Annotated in this window: 23 protein-coding genes; 13 read left to right on the forward strand and 10 right to left on the reverse strand. The window is 61.4% G+C overall.

Translation table 11 applies throughout. The annotated features are described in order from the left end of the window. Positions 1-34: 34 nt before the first annotated feature. From AB4N91_RS00195 to AB4N91_RS00215, 5 genes are all read right to left on the reverse strand, one after another. Positions 35-733: an OmpW/AlkL family protein gene (locus AB4N91_RS00195; RefSeq protein WP_010467312.1), complete on the reverse strand. Its 699-nt coding sequence runs from the start codon at positions 731-733 to the stop codon at positions 35-37. Between the two features lie 221 nt (positions 734-954). Then, positions 955-1,467: a DUF3299 domain-containing protein gene (locus tag AB4N91_RS00200; protein WP_042932995.1), complete on the reverse strand. Its 513-nt coding sequence runs from the start codon at positions 1,465-1,467 to the stop codon at positions 955-957. An 11-nt stretch (positions 1,468-1,478) separates the two neighbouring features. Continuing rightward, positions 1,479-2,744 carry an ABC transporter permease gene (locus tag AB4N91_RS00205; RefSeq protein ID WP_460112011.1) on the reverse strand — a complete coding sequence of 422 codons (1,266 nt, stop codon included), beginning with the start codon at positions 2,742-2,744 and terminating at the stop codon, positions 1,479-1,481. Position 2,745: 1 nt separating this feature from the next. Further along, on the reverse strand, positions 2,746-3,456 hold the full coding sequence (locus AB4N91_RS00210) for an ABC transporter ATP-binding protein (RefSeq protein ID WP_010467315.1): 711 nt from the start codon (positions 3,454-3,456) through the stop codon (positions 2,746-2,748). A gap of 165 nt (positions 3,457-3,621) precedes the next feature. Then, complete coding sequence (locus AB4N91_RS00215) at positions 3,622-4,200, reverse strand: DUF2796 domain-containing protein (RefSeq protein ID WP_460112012.1); 579 nt, start codon at positions 4,198-4,200, stop codon at positions 3,622-3,624. 135 nt (positions 4,201-4,335) lie between these two features. Between AB4N91_RS00215 and AB4N91_RS00220 the strand changes: the two genes are divergently transcribed. After that, positions 4,336-4,683, forward strand: coding sequence for a hypothetical protein (locus tag AB4N91_RS00220; RefSeq protein ID WP_010467317.1), 348 nt, complete (start codon positions 4,336-4,338; stop codon positions 4,681-4,683). On the opposite strand, the gene trxA is transcribed toward AB4N91_RS00220, so the two are convergent. From trxA to AB4N91_RS00235, 3 genes are all read right to left on the reverse strand, one after another. Then, complete coding sequence (gene trxA, locus AB4N91_RS00225; RefSeq protein ID WP_077749238.1) at positions 4,680-5,552, reverse strand: thioredoxin; 873 nt, start codon at positions 5,550-5,552, stop codon at positions 4,680-4,682. The genes AB4N91_RS00220 and trxA overlap by 4 nt on opposite strands. Before the next feature lie 186 nt (positions 5,553-5,738). Continuing rightward, positions 5,739-6,395: a class I SAM-dependent methyltransferase gene (locus AB4N91_RS00230; RefSeq protein WP_154913621.1), complete on the reverse strand. Its 657-nt coding sequence runs from the start codon at positions 6,393-6,395 to the stop codon at positions 5,739-5,741. Next, positions 6,392-6,856 carry a YbaY family lipoprotein gene (locus tag AB4N91_RS00235; RefSeq protein ID WP_042932997.1) on the reverse strand — a complete coding sequence of 155 codons (465 nt, stop codon included), beginning with the start codon at positions 6,854-6,856 and terminating at the stop codon, positions 6,392-6,394. The genes AB4N91_RS00230 and AB4N91_RS00235 overlap by 4 nt, the downstream gene beginning before the upstream one ends. Before the next feature lie 128 nt (positions 6,857-6,984). On the opposite strand from AB4N91_RS00235, the gene nrdR reads away from it, so the two are divergent. From nrdR to AB4N91_RS00295, 12 genes are all read left to right on the forward strand, one after another. Next, the gene (gene nrdR, locus AB4N91_RS00240; RefSeq protein WP_003228656.1) at positions 6,985-7,449 is read left to right on the forward strand and encodes a transcriptional regulator NrdR; all 465 of its coding nucleotides are present in this window, start codon (positions 6,985-6,987) and stop codon (positions 7,447-7,449) included. Then, a complete protein-coding gene (ribD, locus tag AB4N91_RS00245; protein WP_154913619.1) occupies positions 7,446-8,579 on the forward strand; it encodes a bifunctional diaminohydroxyphosphoribosylaminopyrimidine deaminase/5-amino-6-(5-phosphoribosylamino)uracil reductase RibD in 1,134 nt (377 codons plus the stop codon). The genes nrdR and ribD overlap by 4 nt, the downstream gene beginning before the upstream one ends. 46 nt (positions 8,580-8,625) lie before the next feature. Continuing rightward, a complete protein-coding gene (locus tag AB4N91_RS00250; protein ID WP_010467322.1) occupies positions 8,626-9,288 on the forward strand; it encodes a riboflavin synthase in 663 nt (220 codons plus the stop codon). A gap of 16 nt (positions 9,289-9,304) precedes the next feature. Next, positions 9,305-10,396, forward strand: a complete 1,092-nt coding sequence (ribBA, locus tag AB4N91_RS00255) for a bifunctional 3,4-dihydroxy-2-butanone-4-phosphate synthase/GTP cyclohydrolase II (RefSeq protein ID WP_010467323.1) — start codon at positions 9,305-9,307, stop codon at positions 10,394-10,396. Positions 10,397-10,487: 91 nt separating this feature from the next. Further along, positions 10,488-10,964: a 6,7-dimethyl-8-ribityllumazine synthase gene (ribH, locus tag AB4N91_RS00260; protein WP_003185938.1), complete on the forward strand. Its 477-nt coding sequence runs from the start codon at positions 10,488-10,490 to the stop codon at positions 10,962-10,964. Further along, positions 10,961-11,461: a transcription antitermination factor NusB gene (gene nusB, locus AB4N91_RS00265; protein WP_077749235.1), complete on the forward strand. Its 501-nt coding sequence runs from the start codon at positions 10,961-10,963 to the stop codon at positions 11,459-11,461. Before ribH ends, nusB begins: the two co-directional genes overlap by 4 nt. 21 nt (positions 11,462-11,482) lie before the next feature. Further along, positions 11,483-12,448: a thiamine-phosphate kinase gene (gene thiL / locus AB4N91_RS00270; protein WP_010467325.1), complete on the forward strand. Its 966-nt coding sequence runs from the start codon at positions 11,483-11,485 to the stop codon at positions 12,446-12,448. Then, a complete protein-coding gene (locus AB4N91_RS00275) occupies positions 12,445-12,948 on the forward strand; it encodes a phosphatidylglycerophosphatase A family protein (protein WP_008033735.1) in 504 nt (167 codons plus the stop codon). The genes thiL and AB4N91_RS00275 overlap by 4 nt, the downstream gene beginning before the upstream one ends. A 22-nt stretch (positions 12,949-12,970) precedes the next feature. Continuing rightward, positions 12,971-13,708 carry a substrate-binding periplasmic protein gene (locus tag AB4N91_RS00280; protein WP_460112013.1) on the forward strand — a complete coding sequence of 246 codons (738 nt, stop codon included), beginning with the start codon at positions 12,971-12,973 and terminating at the stop codon, positions 13,706-13,708. A gap of 251 nt (positions 13,709-13,959) precedes the next feature. Then, entirely contained in the window at positions 13,960-14,577 is a 618-nt protein-coding gene (gene ribA / locus AB4N91_RS00285) for a GTP cyclohydrolase II (RefSeq protein ID WP_027924335.1), read from the forward strand. Then, positions 14,574-14,993 carry an MFS transporter gene (locus tag AB4N91_RS00290; RefSeq protein ID WP_077749232.1) on the forward strand — a complete coding sequence of 140 codons (420 nt, stop codon included), beginning with the start codon at positions 14,574-14,576 and terminating at the stop codon, positions 14,991-14,993. Before ribA ends, AB4N91_RS00290 begins: the two co-directional genes overlap by 4 nt. Beyond that, positions 14,993-15,793: a cobalamin-binding protein gene (locus AB4N91_RS00295; protein ID WP_154501864.1), complete on the forward strand. Its 801-nt coding sequence runs from the start codon at positions 14,993-14,995 to the stop codon at positions 15,791-15,793. Before AB4N91_RS00290 ends, AB4N91_RS00295 begins: the two co-directional genes overlap by 1 nt. 105 nt (positions 15,794-15,898) lie before the next feature. Here AB4N91_RS00295 and AB4N91_RS00300 read toward each other — a convergent pair whose 3' ends face one another. Next, complete coding sequence (locus AB4N91_RS00300; protein WP_460112014.1) at positions 15,899-17,782, reverse strand: TonB-dependent receptor domain-containing protein; 1,884 nt, start codon at positions 17,780-17,782, stop codon at positions 15,899-15,901. A gap of 162 nt (positions 17,783-17,944) precedes the next feature. Continuing rightward, the gene (gene dxs, locus AB4N91_RS00305; RefSeq protein ID WP_010467331.1) at positions 17,945-19,843 is read right to left on the reverse strand and encodes a 1-deoxy-D-xylulose-5-phosphate synthase; all 1,899 of its coding nucleotides are present in this window, start codon (positions 19,841-19,843) and stop codon (positions 17,945-17,947) included. Between the last annotated feature and the right edge of the window lie 81 nt (positions 19,844-19,924).

The following is a 19,924-nucleotide window of genomic DNA, read 5'->3' on the forward strand; positions in this document are numbered from 1 at the left end:
CGCCTTTCGAGGCGCCTTTTTTGTGTGTGTGGGTTTAGAACTTGTAACCCAGGCCAACCATGTAAATGAACGGGTCGACGTCCACATCGACCTTGGCACGAGTACCCGGCGCCACGGCGTTGTTTTCCACGGTCGCCGTGGTGTCGATGTCGATGTAGCGCACCTGGGCGTTGAGCATGATGTTGTCGGTGATCATGTAGTCAGCACCAACCTGAAACGCCATGCCCCAAGAGTTATCCGCCTTGAAATTGCTGAAGCCGTTGGCTTGTGCTTCGCTGCCGACGTGCTCGTCGTAGATCCAGGTGTAGTTGATGCCGGCGCCGACATATGGCTGGAATACAGACTTCGCGTCCAGTGGGTAGTACACAACGCTCAGGGTTGGCGGCAGGTGTTTCAGGGTGCCGAGTTTGCCGTTGGCTGCACCCAGGGCGGTGCCTTTGATCTTCACGTCATGCTCGAATGGCGAGGCGGCGAGCAGTTCGATCCCCCAGTGGCTGTCGATCATGTAAGCGAAGTTCAGACCCAGTTGCGTGTCGCTGCTCATGGTCGCCTTGCCACCCAGGTCGGCGCCGGCCAGAGGGCCTTGATCGACCTTGACGCTGGAGCTGTCGGCTTTCGGGTTGACGGTGATTGCACCGGCACGAACCAGGATGTCACCGGCTTCGTGGGCGTAAGCGAGCGGGGCTGCGAGCGCGACGGCAAACAGCGAAGCGCTGAGCAAGGACTTGTGCATAGGAGCTCCAAAGGACGTTAAAAATATTCGATGTCCAATGGTACGGAGGCGTCTGATACGGTCTTTTGACTCAGCTCAATGAAACAGTGATGGCCTTGTTTTTGTTGTGCGGCAGATGGCCTCATCGCGAGCAGGCTCGCTCCCACAGAGATTTGGTGATCCCCTGTGGTAGCAAGCCTGCTCGCGATAGCTATCGATCAAGCAATACAGAATCGCCGGATTCACTCCGGCAATTCATACACGTAAATCTTGTCCGCCTCCATCTGATACCCCGCGTCCGCCAGCTCACTGGTCGACGCTTTGACCTGCAACGCGCCCTCGATCCAGTACGGCTGATACAGCTCATCCAGCTTCACGCCCACTTCGCTTTTCACGTGCACGATCTGGTTCGACGGCGGTGGCGGCACATGGATGCAGGCGCCGAAATACGGCACCAGCAAAAACTCCGTGGTGCGACCTTCCTCGCTCACTTCCAGCGGCACGATGTAACCCGGCAAGCGAATGTTCTGCCCGTCGAGGTTTTTCACCACAGGTGCATTGGGCATGTCTTGTCTGGCGGCGGGCGCCGATTCCAGCGCGCTGCTCATCTGCGACAGGTCGTGCAGCGGTGTCATGTTCGGTACTTCCGGTGCGGCGTCCGGCGGGATCATTTCCGACCAGGTCAGCTCTTTCGGCTCGGCCGCCCACAGCGGCAGGGCGACCAGCATCAACAGCGCAAGCAGAGCGCGGGGCATCATTAACGTCCTCATAGTCGGATCGACAGGCCATCGGCCAGGGATTGGCGATACGCGCGCCACGCCGGCACGCTGCCCATCAGCAACGCGGCGATCAGGATGCCACCGAGCAGCGTCCATTCATACTCGCTGGGCCAGGCAAGTGGCAGGTACAAACCGTAATTGGCTTGCACATAGCCTTGGGCGAGGGCGATGCCCACATACAAAAGCCCCAGCCCGGCCATTACGCCGGCCAGTGCCAAGGCAAACGCCTCCAGCACCAGCAAAGTCGCAATGTGCCAGGGCCGGGCGCCGACCGAGCGCAGAATAGCCATCTCGCGCCGTCGTTCGTTGAGGCTGGTGAGAATCGCCGTGAGCATGCCGATCAAACCGGTCAGCACCACAAACAGCGACACCACGAACAAGGCTTTTTCCGCCGTGCTCATCAAACTCCACAGCTCTTGCAGCGCCACACCGGGGAGGATCGCCAACATCGGCTCGCCACGGAATTCGTTGATCTCGCGCTGCACGGCGAACGTCGAAATCTTGCTGTTGAGGCCGAGCATGAAGGCGGTGATCGCTTGTGGCGTCAGGTCCATGTTGCGTGCCTGATCGGCGCTGATCCGGCCTTTGCCCTGGGCCGGCACGCCGTTGTGCCAGTCGACGTGAATCGCTTCCATGCCGCCGAGGCTGATGTGCAGCGTGCGGTCCACCGGGGTGCCGGTGCGTTTGAGAATGCCGACCACGGTGAATGGTTTGTCGTCGTGTTTGACCAGGCTGATCACCGCCACGCCATGGGCCAGCACCAGTTTGCCGCCGAGCTTGTAATGCAGCGCATCGGCCACTTCGGCGCCGAGTACCACTTCGAACGGATCGCTGGCGAAAGCGCGGCCGTCGGCCAGTTCGAGGTGCTGTTGATGGCCGTACTGGTAATGCTCGAAGTACGCCTCGGTGGTGCCCATCACCCGATATCCGCGATGGGAATCGCCGAGGGACATCGGGATCGCCCACTTCACTTTCGGGTTGTTGGCGAAATGTTCAAAGCTGTCCCAACGAATGTTGTTGGTGGCGTTGCCGATGCGGAACACCGAGTACAGCAACAGGTTCACCGAACCGGAACGCGCGCCGACGATCAGGTCGGTGCCGCTGATGGTGCTGGCGAAACTGGCCTTGGCTTCGGTGCGCACCCGTTCCACGGCCAACAGCAGGCAGACCGACAGGGCAATGGCGAACGCGGTGAGGATCGCGGTAAAGCGGCGGTTAGCCAGGCTGGCCAGGGCTAGACGAAACAAATACATCTCAGACCTCGAACGGGGTGGCGGCGCGATTGAGTTCGGCCAGCGACAGGTGGCGATCGAACAGCGGCGCGAGGCTTTGATCGTGGCTGACAAACAACAGGCTCGAGCCGGCTTCACGGCATTCGGCGAACAGCAGGCGAATGAAGTTTTCGCGAGCGTCGTAATCCAGGGCCGAGGTCGGTTCGTCGGCGATCACCAGCTCCGGCTGACCAATCAACGCGCGCGCGGCGGCGACCCGTTGCTGCTGGCCGATGGACAGCGAATCGGCACGGCGGCTCAGGAGGCTTTCATCCTTCAGGCCCAAGTGAGCCAGCAAAGTGGCGGCGGCCTGGTCGACGCTGCCGTGGCGCTGTTTCGCCCGCTCGGCGCGCAGTTTGGAAAAGTGGCAGGGCAGCTCGACGTTCTCGCGCACCGAGAGAAACGGCAGCAGGTTGAACTGCTGGAAGATATAGCCGGTGTGATCGACGCGAAAGCGGTCACGCGCGCCGGCGCCGAGTTCGGTCAGCTCCTGGCCCAGCAGGCGAATGCTGCCGCGATCGGGTTTCTGAACGCCCCCAAGCAGGCCAAGCAGGGTGGTCTTGCCACTACCGCTGGGGCCTTTGAGGAACAGGGTTTCGCCGGGCTCCAGGCGAAACGCCGGGATGTCCAGCAGCGGCGGGTGACCGGGCCAGCTGAAGCCAAGGTCGGACAGTTCGATGAGTGCTTGGGTCATAGCGCCGATTTCATGGGTTTTGGGTACTTGTCTCAATGTCACATCCAACACCGATCCCTGTAGGCGCGAGGCTTGCCCGCGAAGAGGCCATCTCATTCAACAGAGATGTTGACTATTAGGATGCCTTCGCGGGCAAGCCTCGCTCCTACAGGGGCGGTGGTGAATTCAGAATTTGAGAGCGGCAGCCTTGGCCGTCACTTCAACCCCTTGCTGCCCGCTCGGGCTGATCAGCTGTACCTGAATCTTCTGAGTGGCTGGGAAAGTGTTGAAGATATTGGCCAGGTCCAGGGTTTTCAGCGCGCCCGGGGCTGAGCAGGTGAATTGGTAATGGGCGTGGATTTCGCTGTGGTCGTGATGATGTTCGTCTTTGGCATCGTGATCGTCATCAGCATCCGGCTTGTCACCGAACAACGGGCTTTCCAGTTCCTTGGTCGCCACTACGCAACCGGCGGCTTTCGGCAGGTTGAACAGTGCCAACGGTTTCTCAAGCTGCGCACGAGCGGCGGCCACTTTGGCCTTGTCGGCGTCAGTGGTGGCAGCGTGTTCGAAGCCCACCAGGTTCATCGCCGGGCTTTCCAGTTCCAGCTCCAGGGTCTGACCGTCCAGCGCTGCATTCAGGCGACCGACGCCATGTTCGTGGGCGCTGAGGCTGCCGTGTTCATGGTCATGATCATGTTCTTCAGCCGCGTGGGCGACGGTCAGCGGCAACAGGGCGAACGGCAGAGCGAGCAGCAGACGGCGCATGGCGGGTCTCCGAAAGTAAAATGAAGAGTTTGTTATGTAATCTTATAACGAAAGTGCGGGGGAGTTTGACCGTCTGCTTGGCGTTGCGCAAGTCACATGGGAGCATGCTCGTCAGAAATGTGCAGGAGCAGACTTATGTTGCGTATACGCGGAAGCATCGGCGACTGGCCGGTGGATTTGACGCTGGAGATGGACGACGGCGATTGGGCGCGGCTTGGTGCGCAGTTGCAGGTGGTCAAGCCTGAGGCCAGTGACGCCCCGGCCAAGCCGGTGAATCAGGATGATGCGCTGTGGCAAATCGCCAAGGATTTGCTGCGCAAGGCCGGGCAATTGAGCGGGCCGGATCTGCTGGATCAGTTGGAAGGGCTGACCGGCAGCGCGGCGTCGGGTAAGCGCTTGCTGGTGCGTTTGCGTCATTGCGCGGATGTGAAGGTGTCGAGCGGCGGGGATACGCCGCTCTATAGCTGGATCAACGCAGGTTAATAAAGCGCAGCAAACAACTTGCGGCGGTAGGTGGTCACCAACGGGTGATCATTGCCCAGCAATTCGAACACCTGCAGCAAGGTCTTGTGCGGCAAGCCTTCGCTGTAGCTGCGATTGCGGACGAACAGCTTCAGCAGCGCATCCAGCGCGGCGTCGTACTGCTGGCGGGCCAGTTGCTGGATCGCCAGTTGATACACCGCTTCATCGTCCTGCGGGTTTTTCGCCAGGCGCGCTTTCAGGTCTGCGGCATCCGGCAAATCCTTGGCTTGGCCAAGGAACTGGATTTGCGCCTTGGCGCCGGCCAGTGCCGCTTTGTGCTCGTCGCTTTTCACTGCGTCGAGCACGGTTTGCGCTTCGCCCAGTTCGCCCCGTTCCGTCAGGCAACGGGCGTAGAGGATCAAGGCCGCAGCGTTGGTGTTGTCTTCGCCCAGCAGCACTTTGAGCGCGGCTTCGGCATCGGCGAAACGGCTGTCGTCGAACAGGGCCTGGGCGTGTTCGAATGGATCGGCCGCTGCGGGGGGCGGCATTTGCACATGAGGCTCAAGCATCGCCCGCACGGCGGACTCAGGCTGCGCACCGGCAAAACCGTCCACTGGCTGACCGTCCTTGAACAACACCACGGTCGGCAGGCTGCGAATGCCGAAGCGGGCGACGATGTCCTGTTCGAGATCGCAGTTGACCTTGGCCAGCAGCAATTCGCCCTGGTAGCTCTCGGCAATGGTTTGCAGCAGCGGCATCAGCGATTTGCACGGCGCACACCATTCGGCCCAGAAATCCACCAGCACCGGTTTGTGGAAAGAGTTCTCGATCACCGACTGGTCGAAATCGGCGGTCGTGGCGTCGAAGATGTACGGCGTTTCCTGACTCATGGGGGATCTCGTAAAAGCGTGAATGGGGCAACTATAAGGCTTGGCAGGGTATCGCTGAAAGTGTGGGCGGTCTGACAGGGCGCTTTCGCGGGCAAGTCGGATCGTCGCACCGCTCGTTCCTACAGGCCCACGCCGATTTGAAGACCGACGCCGAACCTGTGGGAGCGAAGCTTGCTCGCGAAGCTTTTAGCCGCGCCGCGCGTGGTAGAGGCTCACATGCCGAAACTCTTCAGGCTCGGCCAGATCCGGCAGGGTCATCGCTTCCAGCATTTCGATACGTTGATAGAGCGGATGCCTGAAATCCCTTACCCGCGAATCCGCCACCAACGCTTCCTGGCCCCGGCTCAAAAACTCATTGAGCAACGGCAGATTCGCCCGGTCATACAAAACGTCGGCCACCAGAATCAGATCAAACCGATCCGCTTCGGCGAAAAAATCCGTCGAGTAGTTGAGGTGTACGCCATTGAGTTCAGCATTCGCCCGACACGCGGCAATCGCCAGCGGGTCGAGGTCACAGGCCACCACTTCCAGCGCGCCGGCCTTTACTGCCGCAATCCCCGCCACCCCGGAGCCAGCACCGAAATCCAGCACCCGCTTGCCTTCGACCCATTCAGGGAATGCGGCGAGATAGCGGGCAACCGCCAGGCCGCTGGCCCAGCAGAAACTCCAGTAGGGCGGTTCATGCAGAATCCGCCGGGTTTCTTCCGGGCTGAACGCGCGGTCCATGTTATCGCCGTCGATCAGCCAGAGTTTCAGCTCGGTATCGGGCAACGCAACAGGCACAAGCTGCGCATCACCGAGCAATTCACCCAACGCCCGTTGCAGGTCGAGCGGTGCAATCATGGGGCTTTGACGAATTGCAGCTGACCCAAGGCCTGGGTCGTCGGCTGGGTAATGACCTGCGAAGGCAGGTGCAAAATCAACTGGCCGGACTGGCTGGCGCGACCGCGCAATTCAACGCGAACGCCGGCAGGGAACGATTCCGGGTTGAAGCGCAGGTGAAACGGCAGAAGCTGATTGGTGCCGATCAGGCTCGAACTGGCGAGCAATTGTTGCGGGCGGTCCTGGGCATCGATCACCAGCAGCGCCAGTTCAACTTCGGCGCCGGCCGGTATGCCTTGCAGGGTGCCGCTCAATTCACGCTGATAGGCGGGCAGCGGGCCGAGGTTGGCGGACTCCTTGGCTTTTTTCTGCGCGGCCTGTGGGGCGGGCCCTGGTGTTGGCGGCTGGGGCTTGGGCGCATCGCTGCTGCAGGCCACCAGCAGGCTGAAAACACTGAGCAATACGAGTGGTCTTAGGGACATTTGCGGCTCCAGCAAGGTGAAATCCATGGATCAAGCTCTATAGCCAGTCTGTATACCGTAAACCCTATGTCTTGTCTTGCCACGGGGATGCGCTACCATGGCCCTCCCTTTTTTTGTTGCCTGCCACCATGCACTGTCCCTTCTGCGGTGCCAACGACACCAAGGTCATCGACTCGCGTCTGGTCGCCGAGGGCGAACAGGTGCGCCGCCGGCGTGAATGCCTGGCCTGCGGCGAGCGTTTCACGACGTTCGAGACCGCCGAACTGGTGTTGCCGCGCCTGATCAAAACCGACGGTAGCCGTCAGCCCTTCGATGAAGAAAAACTTCGCGCGGGCATGCAGCGTGCGCTGGAGAAGCGCCCGGTGAGTGTCGAGCGCCTCGAATCGTCGCTGGTGCATATCAAACACAAACTGCGCGCCACCGGCGAGCGCGAGGTCAAATCCCTCGTGGTCGGTGAACTGGTGATGGCCGAGCTGCAAAAGCTCGACGAAGTCGCCTACATTCGTTTCGCCTCCGTGTATCGGCGCTTCCAGGACCTCAACGAGTTCCGGGAAGAGATCGATCGCCTGGCCCGTGAGCCGGTGAAAGAATGACCACGTCCCCCGAACAAGCCATCCTCGACGCCCATTACATGGCCCGCGCCCTGGAACTGGCGCGCAAAGGCCATTACACGACACACCCCAATCCTCGCGTTGGCTGCGTGATCGTGCGTGACGGGCAGATTGTCGGCGAAGGCTGGCATGTGCGCACTGGCGAGCCCCACGCTGAAGTCCACGCCCTGCGTGCCGCAGGCGACAAGGCCCGAGGTGCCACCGCTTACGTGACCCTCGAACCGTGCAGCCACCACGGCCATACGCCGCCTTGCGCCGACGCGCTGGTCAATGCCGGCCTTGCGCGGGTTGTCGCAGCGATGCAGGACCCGAACCCGTCGGTGGCCGGTCGCGGCATGCAGCGCCTGGCCCAGGCCGGCATCGCCATCGAAAGTGGCGTGTTGGAAGGCGAGGCGCGCAAGCTTAATGAAGGCTTCCTGAAGCGCATGGAACACGGCTTGCCGTTCGTGCGGGTCAAGTTGGCCATGAGCCTGGACGGTCGCACGGCAATGGAAAGCGGCGAGAGCCAATGGATCACCGGCCCGGCCGCACGTTCGGCGGTGCAACGCCTGCGGGCGCAGGCCAGCGTGGTGCTGACCGGCGCCGACACGGTGCTGGCGGACAACGCCCGCTTGACCGTGCGTGCCGATGAGCTGGGCCTGGATGCCGAACAAACGGCCCAGGCCATGAGCCGTCCGCCGCTGCGCGTGCTGATCGACGGCCGTCTGCGAGTGCCGCTGGATGCACCGTTTTTCAAGGCCGGTCCGGCATTGGTCGCCACCTGCATGGCGATTGAAGAGCAGTACGCGAACGGCCCGGAATGCCTGATCGTGGCGGGCGACGATGGTTTGGTTGACCTGCGCAAATTGCTGGTCGAACTGGCCAATCGCGGGGTTAACGAAGTGTTGGTTGAGGCAGGCCCGCGTCTGGCCGGGGCTTTTGCCCAGCAAGGTCTGGTGGACGAATTCCAGATTTTCATCGCCGGCAAGTTCCTCGGCTCCTCGGCTCGGCCGCTGCTGGACTGGCCGATCGCGCAAATGAAGGATGCGCCTGAGCTCAAAATCACCGAAATTCGCGCGGTTGGCGATGACTGGCGAGTCATCGCCATTCCTGCGCCAGCGGCGAGCGTATAATTCCCGGCCTGCGCCAAGCGACGGCCCTGTTCTCGAGGAGAACTCCATGTTTACCGGCATCATCGAATCCATCGGCAGTATTCGTGCATTGACCCCAAAAGGCGGTGATGTGCGGGTCCACGTAGAAACCGGCAAGCTCGATTTGAGCGACGTCAAACTGGGCGACAGCATCGCGGTCAACGGCGTGTGCCTGACGGCGGTTGAGCTGCCGGGTAACGGTTTTGCGGCGGACGTCAGTCGCGAAACCCTCGACTGCACCGCCATGAACGACCTGAAAAGCGGCAGCCCGGTGAACCTGGAAAAAGCCCTGACCCCGACCACTCGCCTCGGCGGGCACCTGGTCAGCGGTCACGTCGATGGCGTGGGTGAAGTGGTTTCCCGTACCGAGAATGCGCGCGCCGTGGAATTCCGCATCCGTGCGCCGAAAGACCTGGCCAAGTACATTGCCCATAAAGGTTCGATCACCGTCGACGGCACCAGCCTGACCGTGAACGCGGTCGATGGCGCCGAGTTCATGCTGACGATCATTCCGCACACCCTGAGCGAAACCATCATGGCGTCATACCAGCCAGGTCGCCGGGTAAACCTTGAAGTTGACTTGCTGGCACGTTATCTGGAGCGCCTGTTGCTGGGCGACAAGGCCGCAGAGCCAACCTCCGGAAACATCACCGAAAGCTTTCTGGCCGCCAACGGCTACCTCAAATCCTGACCCAAGGGGGTGCCTTGTGGCGCTCAATAGCATCGAAGAACTGGTTGAAGACATCCGCCAAGGCAAGATGGTCATCCTCATGGATGACGAAGACCGCGAGAACGAAGGCGACCTGATCATGGCCGCCGAGTGCTGCAAGGCCGAACACATCAACTTCATGGCCAAGCACGCCCGTGGCCTGATCTGCATGCCGATGAGCCGCGAGCGTTGCGAGCTGCTCAAGCTGCCCTTGATGGCGCCGCGCAACGGTTCCGGCTTCGGCACCAAGTTCACCGTGTCCATCGAAGCGGCCGAAGGCGTGACCACCGGTATTTCCGCTGCCGACCGCGCACGCACCGTGCAAGCGGCTGCGGCGAAAGACGCCAAGGCTGAAGACATCGTCAGCCCCGGCCACATTTTCCCGCTGATGGCCCAGGCCGGCGGTACCCTGGCCCGCGCTGGCCACACCGAAGCGGCGTGCGACCTGGCGCGCATGGCCGGTTTCGAGCCAAGCGGCGTGATCTGCGAAGTGATGAACGACGACGGCACCATGTCCCGTCGCACCGAGCTCGAAGCCTTCGCGGCCGAACACAACATAAAGATCGGCACCATTGCCGACCTGATTCACTACCGGATGATCCACGAACGTACCGTTCAGCGGATTGCCGAGCAGCCTTTGGACAGCGAACTGGGCCAGTTCAACCTGGTGACCTATCGTGATTCCGTGGAAGGTGACGTGCACATGGCCCTGACCCTGGGCACCGTGTGCGCCGAAGAACCGACCCTGGTTCGCGTGCACAACATGGACCCGCTGCGCGACCTGTTGATGGTCAAGCAACCGGGCCGCTGGAGCCTGCGCGCCGCCATGGCCGCGGTGGCCGAGGCCGGCAGCGGCGTGGTGCTGTTGCTCGGTCACCCGCTGGATGGCGACGTATTGCTGGCGCACATCCGTGAAACCGCGGATCAGGCCATCGTGAAAAAACCGACCACCTACAGCATCGTCGGTGCCGGTTCGCAGATCCTTCGGGACCTGGGCGTGCGCAAAATGCGCTTGATGTCTGCGCCAATGAAATTTAATGCGATATCCGGTTTCGATCTGGAAGTTGTAGAATACGTGCCCTCCGAATAATGACCGGTTGTTTCCAGTCCTTGATTCGCGGCTAACACATCACCGAGGGATGCGTAGAAAACGCGTCCCGGCTCTTTAAGAGATCTAACGAATGACCCTGAAGACCATCGAAGGTACCTTCATCGCCCCTAAAGGCCGCTACGCTCTGGTAGTGGGCCGCTTCAACAGCTTCGTCGTTGAAAGCCTGGTCAGCGGTGCAGTTGATGCCCTGGTTCGCCACGGCGTGAGCGAAAGCGACATCACCATCATCCGCGCGCCTGGCGCCTTCGAAATCCCGCTGGTTGCGCAGAAAGTCGCTCAGAAGGGCGAGTACGCGGCAATCATCGCCCTGGGCGCGGTCATTCGTGGCGGTACTCCGCACTTCGAATACGTGGCGGGCGAATGCACCAAGGGCCTGGCCCAGGTGTCCATGGAGTTCGGCGTTCCAGTCGCATTTGGCGTGCTGACCGTTGATTCCATCGAGCAAGCCATCGAACGTTCCGGCACCAAGGCCGGTAACAAAGGCGCCGAAGCTGCCCTGTCCGCTCTGGAAATGGTCAGCCTGCTGGCGCAGTTGGAGGCCAAGTGATTAGCGACGAAAGTGATCGTTTCAACCCGCGCGATCCAAAGCCTGCGGATGCCGGCAAGCCATCGAAAAGCGTCAAGCGTCGCGAAGCCCGTCAGCTCGCGACCCAAGCGCTGTACCAATGGCACATGGCCAAGCAGTCGCTGAACGAGATCGAAGCGCAGTTTCGGGTCGATAACGATTTCAGCGATGTCGATGCCGCGTACTTCCACGACATCCTGCACGGCGTTCCGGCCAACAAGCCTGAAATCGACGCTGCACTGACGCCGTGCCTGGACATCACCATCGAAGAGCTGGACCCGGTTGAACTGGCTGTTCTGCGCCTGTCGACCTGGGAACTGCTCAAGCGCGTCGACGTGCCGTACCGCGTTGTGATCAACGAAGGTATCGAGCTGGCGAAAGTCTTCGGTTCCACCGATGGCCACAAATTCGTCAACGGCGTACTCGACAAGCTGGCCCCGCGTCTGCGTGAAGCTGAAGTGAAGGCGTTCAAGCGCTAATCGGCGCTTGATAGCTGCCACATGGGCGAGTTTGAGCTGATCCGCAATTTCTTCGCCGCCGCGCCTTGTGCGCAAGGCGGCGAAGGCGTTGCCCTCGGGATCGGTGATGACTGCGCCTTGCTCGCTGTTCCCCCCGGGGAGCAGTTGGCCATTTCCACCGACACGCTGGTTACCGGCGTGCATTTCGCAGAGCCTTGCGACCCTTTTCTGCTCGGTCAGCGTTCGCTGGCTGTGGCCGTCAGTGATCTGGCCGCCATGGGCGCCACCCCCGTTGCCTTTACCCTTGCCCTGACCTTGCCGACGGTGACCGCCGATTGGCTGGACGCTTACGCCCGTGGTTTGAACGTCATGGCGCAGCACTGTGGCGTGGCGCTGGTGGGCGGTGATACCACGCGTGGGCCGCTGAGCCTGACCATGACCGTGTTTGGTCGTGTGCCGGCCGGCAAGGCGTTGACCCGCAGCGGTGCGCAGCCCGGCGATTTGCTCTGCGTGGGCGGTGAGTTGGGTAATGCAGCGGGTGCCTTGCCGCTGGTGCTGGGGCAGCGGACGGCTGACGCCGCCATCGCTGATCCATTGCTGGCCCATTACTGGTCGCCGCGGCCGCAGCTGGCGTTGGGCCAGGCGCTACGCGGCAAAGCCACGTCGGCGCTGGATATCTCCGACGGCCTGCTCGCTGACTGCGGGCATATTGCCCTGGCGTCGAAGGTCGGCATTCAAGTTGAACGGGACCGATTGCCGCTGTCGAACGCTTTAGTGGCCTTCCTCGGCCAATCGGGCGCCGAAGCGGCAGCGTTGAGCGGCGGGGACGATTACGTGCTGGCCTTCACCCTACCGTCCGTCGAGTTGCCCGCGTTGCTGGCCGCCGGCTGGCCGATCCATGTGATCGGCAGGGTAGAGGCCGGGCAGGGCGTGGTACTGCTGGACGCCGATGGACAGGACATCACCCCGCAAACCCGGGGCTATCAACATTTTCGGGAGACACCGTGACAGATCATCCCAAACAGGTCCCGGCGGAATTCGTACCGCCTTCGGTCTGGCGCAATCCCTGGCATTTCCTGGCGTTCGGCTTCGGCTCGGGCACCTTGCCAAAGGCACCGGGCACCTGGGGTTCGTTAGTTGCGCTACCCTTTATCCCGTTGTGGCAGATGCTGCCCGACTGGGGTTACTGGCTGATGCTCGGCATCACCATGCTGTTCGGCTTCTGGCTGTGCGGCAAGGTTGCCGACGATTTGCGGGTGCACGACCACGAAGGCATCGTCTGGGACGAAATGGTCGGGATGTGGATCACCCTGTGGCTGGTACCGGAAGGCTGGTACTGGTTGCTGGCGGGGTTCCTGGTGTTCCGCTTCTTCGACATTCTCAAGCCCTGGCCGATTCACTGGATCGACCGGCATGTGCACGGTGGCGTCGGGATCATGCTCGATGACGTATTGGCAGGCGTGTTTGCGTGGTTGGCCATGCAAGGGCTGGTGTGGATTTTCGCCTGACGGGCGAGACAGGGGACTAGGGATGGCTCGGCGCTGGTGGGTTGTGATGGTGTTCGCCATGTTTTGCTCGATCGTCCGAGCGGGCGATGCCACGACGACGCCGTCCGTGATTCATCTGGCCAGCGAAGACTGGGAAGACTACACCGCCGCTGACGGTCATGGCCTGGGTTGGGACGTACTGCGGGAAGTGTTCGAGCCGGCCGGTGTCAAACTGGACATCCGCACCGAGCCTTACACCCGATCCGTAGGCCTGGCGCAACTCCGCGAAGTGGATGCCTGTGTCGGCTCCTACCGCAACGAAAACAGCGATCTGCTTTATCCGCGCTGGAACTTCGATACCGATCACATCTACGCCCTGGGCCTGGCAAGCAATCCGGCACCGACCCTGGAGACGCTGGGCAACTATCGACTGGCCTGGGTCCGCGGCTACGACTACCAGGATTACCTGCCCAACGTGCAGCGCTATAACGAAGTCATCCGGCGCACCGGGATTCTGTCGATGCTGACCCACAACCGCGCCGACTACTACATCGATGCGCTGACCGAAGTCGACTATGTCCTCAAGTGGGCCAAGGATCCTTCGAAGTTTCGTCGCACCCACATCGCGGAATTGCCGCTGTACCTGTGCTTCGCCGATACGCCCAAGGCTCGGACGTTGATGGCGCTGTTCGATGAGCGCATGGAGTTGCTGGTGAAAAGCGGCCGGTTGAAACCGATCTTCGAACGCTGGAAACAACCCTATCCGTTCGATTCGAAATGAACACAAGTCCCTGTGGCACTGATGATTTCCTGTGGGCGTGAGCCTGCTCGCGATGGCGACTATCTGTTAAAGATCGGTGTTCCGACACACTGCTGTCGCGAGCAGACTCACTCCCACAGGGTGCTTGGGCGGACCTGAGATCTAACTTTTTGATCGTTATGCCCCATAATTCAGCCTAAGCGTCTGTAGGAACCTGCTGTTACAATGCCGCCTCTGCGAAACTCCAGTACTCATTGATCAGGAGCACACCGGTGCCTGTCGTTTTTGTCGCCGCTTCCAAGCTGCCAACGCCTTTTGCGCAATTCACCATGCACGGCTTTCTCGACGAAGAGAACGGACGCGAGCACGTGGTGCTGAGCCTGGGTGAGTTCGCCGACGGTGCCCCGGTACTGGGTCGGTTGCACTCCGAATGCCTGACCGGCGACGCCTTGTTCAGCCAGCGTTGCGACTGCGGCTCGCAGCTTGAGGCCGCCTTGCAGGCCATCGCCCGTGAAGGTCGTGGCGTGTTGCTTTACCTGCGCCAGGAAGGCCGTGGCATCGGCTTGCTGAACAAGATCCGCGCCTATGAGTTGCAGGATGGCGGTGCCGACACCGTTGAAGCCAACGAACGTCTGGGCTTCGCCGCCGACCAGCGTGACTACGCCATGTGCCTGCCGATGCTGGAACACCTGGGCGTGAAATCCCTGCGCCTGATGACCAACAATCCGCGCAAGGTCAAAGCCTTGACCGACATGGGCATCGTGGTCGCCGAGCGTGTGCCGTTGCACACCGGTCACAATCCGCACAACAAACTCTACCTGGCCACCAAGGCCAGCAAGCTCGACCACATGATGGGCAACGAGCATCAGGGCGAGGCAGACCGGGCGTGACGCGCGGTCAAGTACGGCGGCGATTGTCCTTCAACTGGTGGCAATACCTGGCTCTGGCCCTGCTGCCCCTGTTCGTGATCAATGGCGTGTTCGGCCAGGGCGAGGCGCTCCTGCCGGTGCTGGCGATGCCGTTTTTCATCGCTGGTGTCGCCTCGATGTTTGTCAGCCTGAAGTTTTTTGGTGGCTACAAGCACGCATTGATCGCCACCCAGAAAGCCCTCGACACCCCGGAAGAACCCGCCGCCTGGATTACCCTGGCCGCCAAGCGCCGCACGGCGTTGCTGGTTGCGAGCCTGCCGGCCTGGATCGGTGCGTTGGCGGTGTTCGTCGGCCTTGAAGCGGTGCCGTTGGTGCTGCTGGCGCTGTCGACCACCGTGCTGTTCTACCTCTACCGTATCCCGCGTCAACTCGGCTGATGTATCGCTTCTGGCTGGCGCTGATGCTGCTGGCCGGCAGCGGCATGGCCTGCGCTGTTGAGCGCGTTGTCAGCCTCGCGCCGTCTCTGTCTGAAATCGTTGTCGAACTGGGCTCCGCGGACCTTCTGGTCGGCGTGCTGGATGCCGGTGAACGTCCTGCCGAACTCAACGGGCTTCCATCGGTTGGCCGCTATGGCCAGTTGGATATGGAGCAGTTGCTCAGCCTGAAACCCGATTTACTTCTGCTCTGGCCCGGCAGCGTTGGCCCGGCCCAGCGTGAACAACTCAAGCGCCTGAACATCCCTACGTATGTCGCCGAACCCCACAACCTCGAACAACTGACTGCGCAGATCGAATCGATTGCCACGCAACTCGGTCGGCCTGAGCGTGGCGTTTCATTGGCCGCGCAATTACGCCAGCGCCTGGATGTGCTGCGCCAGCGATATCGCCGGGATCAACCGTTGCGGGTGTTTTATCAGGTGTGGGATCGGCCGCTGTACACCGTTGGCGGCGGGCAGATCATCAGTGATGCGCTGGAGGTGTGCGGGGCGCGCAATGTATTCGCCGACCTGACATTGCCGGCGCCGCAGGTCAGCGTCGAGGCGGTGTTGCAGCGTAATCCCGACGTGATTCTGGCCAGTGATCAGGCGCAGCTGGAGGCGTGGAAAGCCTGGCCGCAGGTGGCGGCGGTGGCGCAGGGGCGGTTGCTGTTGGTGACGGACAAGGGGTTGGAGCGGCCGAGTGGGCAGATGATCGAGGCGACGTCCAAACTTTGCCAGGTCATCGCGCCCGACCGCTAAGACCAAGGTGCGTCCTTCGCGGGCAAGCCTCGCTCCTACAGGTCCGGGGTGATCCTTGTAGGAGCGAGGCTTGCCCGCGAAGAGGCCCGCCCGAACACCGCACATTCAGAGTCCAGGCGTCCAGGTCACCCCAAACATCCAAGTCCGACCTTCCTCGCGATACCCATACTGACTGCCATCATGGGTGTACAACGCCCGGCTATAGCCCTTGTCCAGCAGGTTATCGACTTTCAGCTCAAGCTTGACCTCGCGATTCAATTCCCAGTTGCTGCGCAACCCCAGCAGGGCATAGCCACCCAACGGCTGTTGATTGTTCAAGTCGTCATAGCTGCTGCTCACCGCTTGCCAGCTGGCGCCGAGGCCGAACCGGTCGAACTGACGATCCAGGTCCAGGCTCAAGGTGCGCCGCGCACGACGGGCAAGGGTATGGCCGCTGTCGCGATCCCTCGGGTCGATGATCGCCACGCCGAGGTTGCTCTGCCAGCCGAACAGTTCTTGTTTCAGAGCCGCTTCGAACCCGTTGATCCGAGCCGAAGCCACGTTCTGTGGCCGTGAGTTGCTGCCAAAAATAATCGCGTCTTCAAGGTCCGTGCGATAAAGCGAAGTTTCGAGACGACTGGTCTCGGTCAACTGACTGCGCCATTGCAGCTCGTAGCTTTTCGAGGTTTCAGGCTTGAGGTCCGGGTTGCTGAAGTCCGGGTAGTACAAGTCATTGAAGGTCGGTGCGCGGAAACCTTCGCTGTAGGTTAGCAATACGTCGTTGTCCGGGTTCAGCGGCAGGGCGAAGGTGCCGCTCCAGCTGTTCTGGCCGCCAAACTGCTGGTTCTGGTCCCGGCGCAGACCCAGTTCCGTGGAGAAACTGTCCGCCTGGTAGCGATGCTGGATAAACGCTGCGCGGTTCCAACGGCTGTCCTCGTCGAACGGGGTGCTGCTGTTGATCCGGTCTTCGTACCAGTCGCCGCCGAGAATCAGGCTGTTGCGCTCATTGAGCGTCAGGTCGTTCTGCCAGTTCACCGAATCACGGTACGTGTTGAACACGCTGCGTTCATCGCTGAGTTTGTCGAGGGTCTTCTCGCGGTTTTCGCTGTGACCGAATTCGACGCGGGTTTTCCAGATGTCGTTGACCCGGGCATCGACATAGCTGCTGATGCTGCTCACGGCAAAGTCGCTGTAAGGCTGCTGCTGGAGCGATTCGAAGGTCGTCGTGTCGAAGCGCCCGAATGGATTGTCGAACTCGCTTTTGCCGCGGTTATCCAGCAGGTTGGCGCCGATTTCGATGTCGTCGGTGAGGGCATGGCTCAGGCTCAGACTGACCGATTTGTTGCGGTATTCGTCATGATCGCCGTCGCTGGGATAGGACTCGTGGGTGCGGTTGATCCCGGCGGTTTCATCGAGGCTGGCGCCGAGGTTGAAGCGGGTTTTCTCATCGCCACCGGATAATCCGAGGCTGCGCTCCCAGGTCTGATGGCTGCCAAACCCCATGTGCATACGTGGTTGCAAGCCTTGTTCGCCACCACGGCGAGTGAAAATCTGGATCACGCCGCCAATCGCATCACTGCCATAAATCACCGAACGGGAGCCGCGCAGCACTTCCACGCGCTCGACCTGGTCGATGTTGATGTGTTGCAGGTTGCTGTCGCCGGAGGTTGAGTTGCCGATGCGTTGGCCGTCCACCAGCACCAGGCTCTGCGCTGACTGGGTGCCGCGAATGTAGATCCCCGGCAGACTGCCGCGCCCGCCGGTTTGCACGACTTGCACGCCGGGTACACGACTCAGCAAGTCCGTGACGCTGCCCGGTTGCAGGCGGTCGATGTCGTCGCGGGTGAAAACGGTGTTGGCGGCGCTGCTGTCGTTACGCGCTTCGACCTGACGGTTGGCGCTGATCAGCACTTCGGGGAGTTTCAGGGCTTGATCGCGTTCGAAGGTGTCGGCCAGGAGTTGGCCGGCCGGCAGCAGGGTCAGCGTCAGGGCGAGGGGGGAGAGTTTCATCGGTAATCCGTTGGCGCTTTAAAGCGAACACAATTTTGAAAGGCACAGAAAACCAATGTGGGAGCGAGCCTGCTCGCGATGAGGGTGTGTCAGTCAAAGAAGAGGTGACTGGCAGACCGCTATCGCGAGCAGGCTCGCTCCCACAAGGGGTTTTGCATTTGTTCAGATGTTGAGTAGTTGCAGGCGCTGGCGAACCGAAGCCTCGATCCCGGCCTCATCCAGCCCGCACTCGGCCAGCATCTGCGCAGGCTTCGCGTGCTCGACGTAACTGTCCGGCAAGCCCAGATGCAGCATCGACTTGAGGATGTTTTCACGCGCCAGGAACTCGCTGACCGCGCCACCGGCGCCGCCCATGATCGCGTTCTCTTCGATCGTCACCAGTAACTCATGGCTGCCGGCAATGTCGCGAACCAGGTCTTCATCCAGCGGTTTGACGAAACGCATGTCGACCACGGTTGCATCCAGCGTCTCGGCGACTTTCAGCGCCTCGGCCAGTTGCACACCGAACACCAGCAGGGCGACTTTGCTGCCCTGGCGACGAACCACGCCTTTGCCGATTTCAATCGGTTGCAAGTCTTTCTCGATCGTTGCATTCGGGCCGGTGCCGCGCGGATAACGCACCGCCGCCGGGCCGTTGAACAGGTGACCTGTGGTGAGCATTTTGCGCAATTCGTTTTCGTCGCTCGGGGTCATCACCAGCATGCCGGGGATGCAACGCAGGAACGACAGGTCGAAGCTGCCCGCATGGGTCGGGCCGTCTTCACCCACCAGCCCTGCGCGGTCGATGGCGAACAGCACGTCGAGGTTTTGTACCGCGACGTCATGGATCAGTTGATCGTAACCGCGTTGCAGGAAGGTCGAATAAATCGCCACAACAGGTTTCGCGCCTTCGCAGGCCATGCCGGCGGCGAGGGTCACGGCGTGTTGCTCGGCAATCGCCACGTCGAAGTAACGCAGCGGGAAACGCTCGCTGAACGCCACCAGGTCGGAGCCTTCTTTCATCGCCGGGGTGATGCCCACCAAACGCGGATCAGAGGCGGCCATGTCGCATAGCCATTCGCCGAACACGCCGGAATACTTCGGCCCACCGGATTTCTTCGGTGCAGCGGCCGGCGCATCAACGGGCTCAAGCTTGGTGATGGCGTGGTAACCGATCGGGTCGATTTCCGCCGGGGCAAAGCCTTTGCCTTTCTTGGTGACGACGTGCAGAAACTGCGGGCCTTTCAGATCGCGCATGTTGCGCAGGGTGGCGATCAGGGTCGGCAGGTCGTGGCCATCGATCGGGCCGATGTAGTTCCAGCCCAGCTCTTCGAACAGCGTGCCGGGAACCAGCATGCCTTTGGCATATTCTTCGGTGCGACGGGCGATTTCCCAGGCGCCGGGCAGGCGCGACAGGACCTTTTTGCTGCCTTCACGCATGCTGGCGTAAGTGCGACTGGAAAGGATCTTCGCCAGGTAGTTCGACAGCCCGCCGACGTTGCGCGAGATCGACATGTCGTTGTCGTTGAGGATCACCAGCATGTTGGCGTTCACTTCCGGCGCATGGTTCAGCGCCTCGAAGGCCATGCCCGCGGTCAGTGCGCCGTCGCCGATCACGGCAATGGCCTTGCGATCACTGTTCTGCAGGCGGGCGGCAATCGCCATGCCCAGCGCTGCGCTGATCGATGTGCTGGAGTGGCCTACGCCAAAGGTGTCGTACTCGCTCTCGGAACGACGCGGGAAGGCGGCGACGCCGTCCTTTTGGCGCAGGGTGCCCATGCGCTCGCGACGGCCGGTGAGGATTTTGTGCGGATAGGCCTGATGACCCACGTCCCACACCAGCCGGTCGTCCGGGGTGTCGAAGACGTAATGCAACGCGATGGTCAGCTCGATGACGCCCAGGCCGGCACCGAAATGCCCGCCGGTCTGACCGACCGTGTAGAGCAATTCCAGGCGCAACTCATCGGCCAGGGTTTCCAGCTCGGCTTCGCCTAACCGGCGCAGGCCGTCCGGCGTGTTGGCACGGTCGAGCAGGGGCGTGGTCGGGCGCTTGCGGGGAATCTCATGAAACGTCGTGGGCATCAGGCGAATCGTTATAGGTATAAAAGATGCGGCAGTTTACCTGATGCATCGCCCCCTGCCCACGCGTTGCTTTTAACTTGG

This window comes from Pseudomonas sp. H3_D04 (assembly GCF_054669175.1).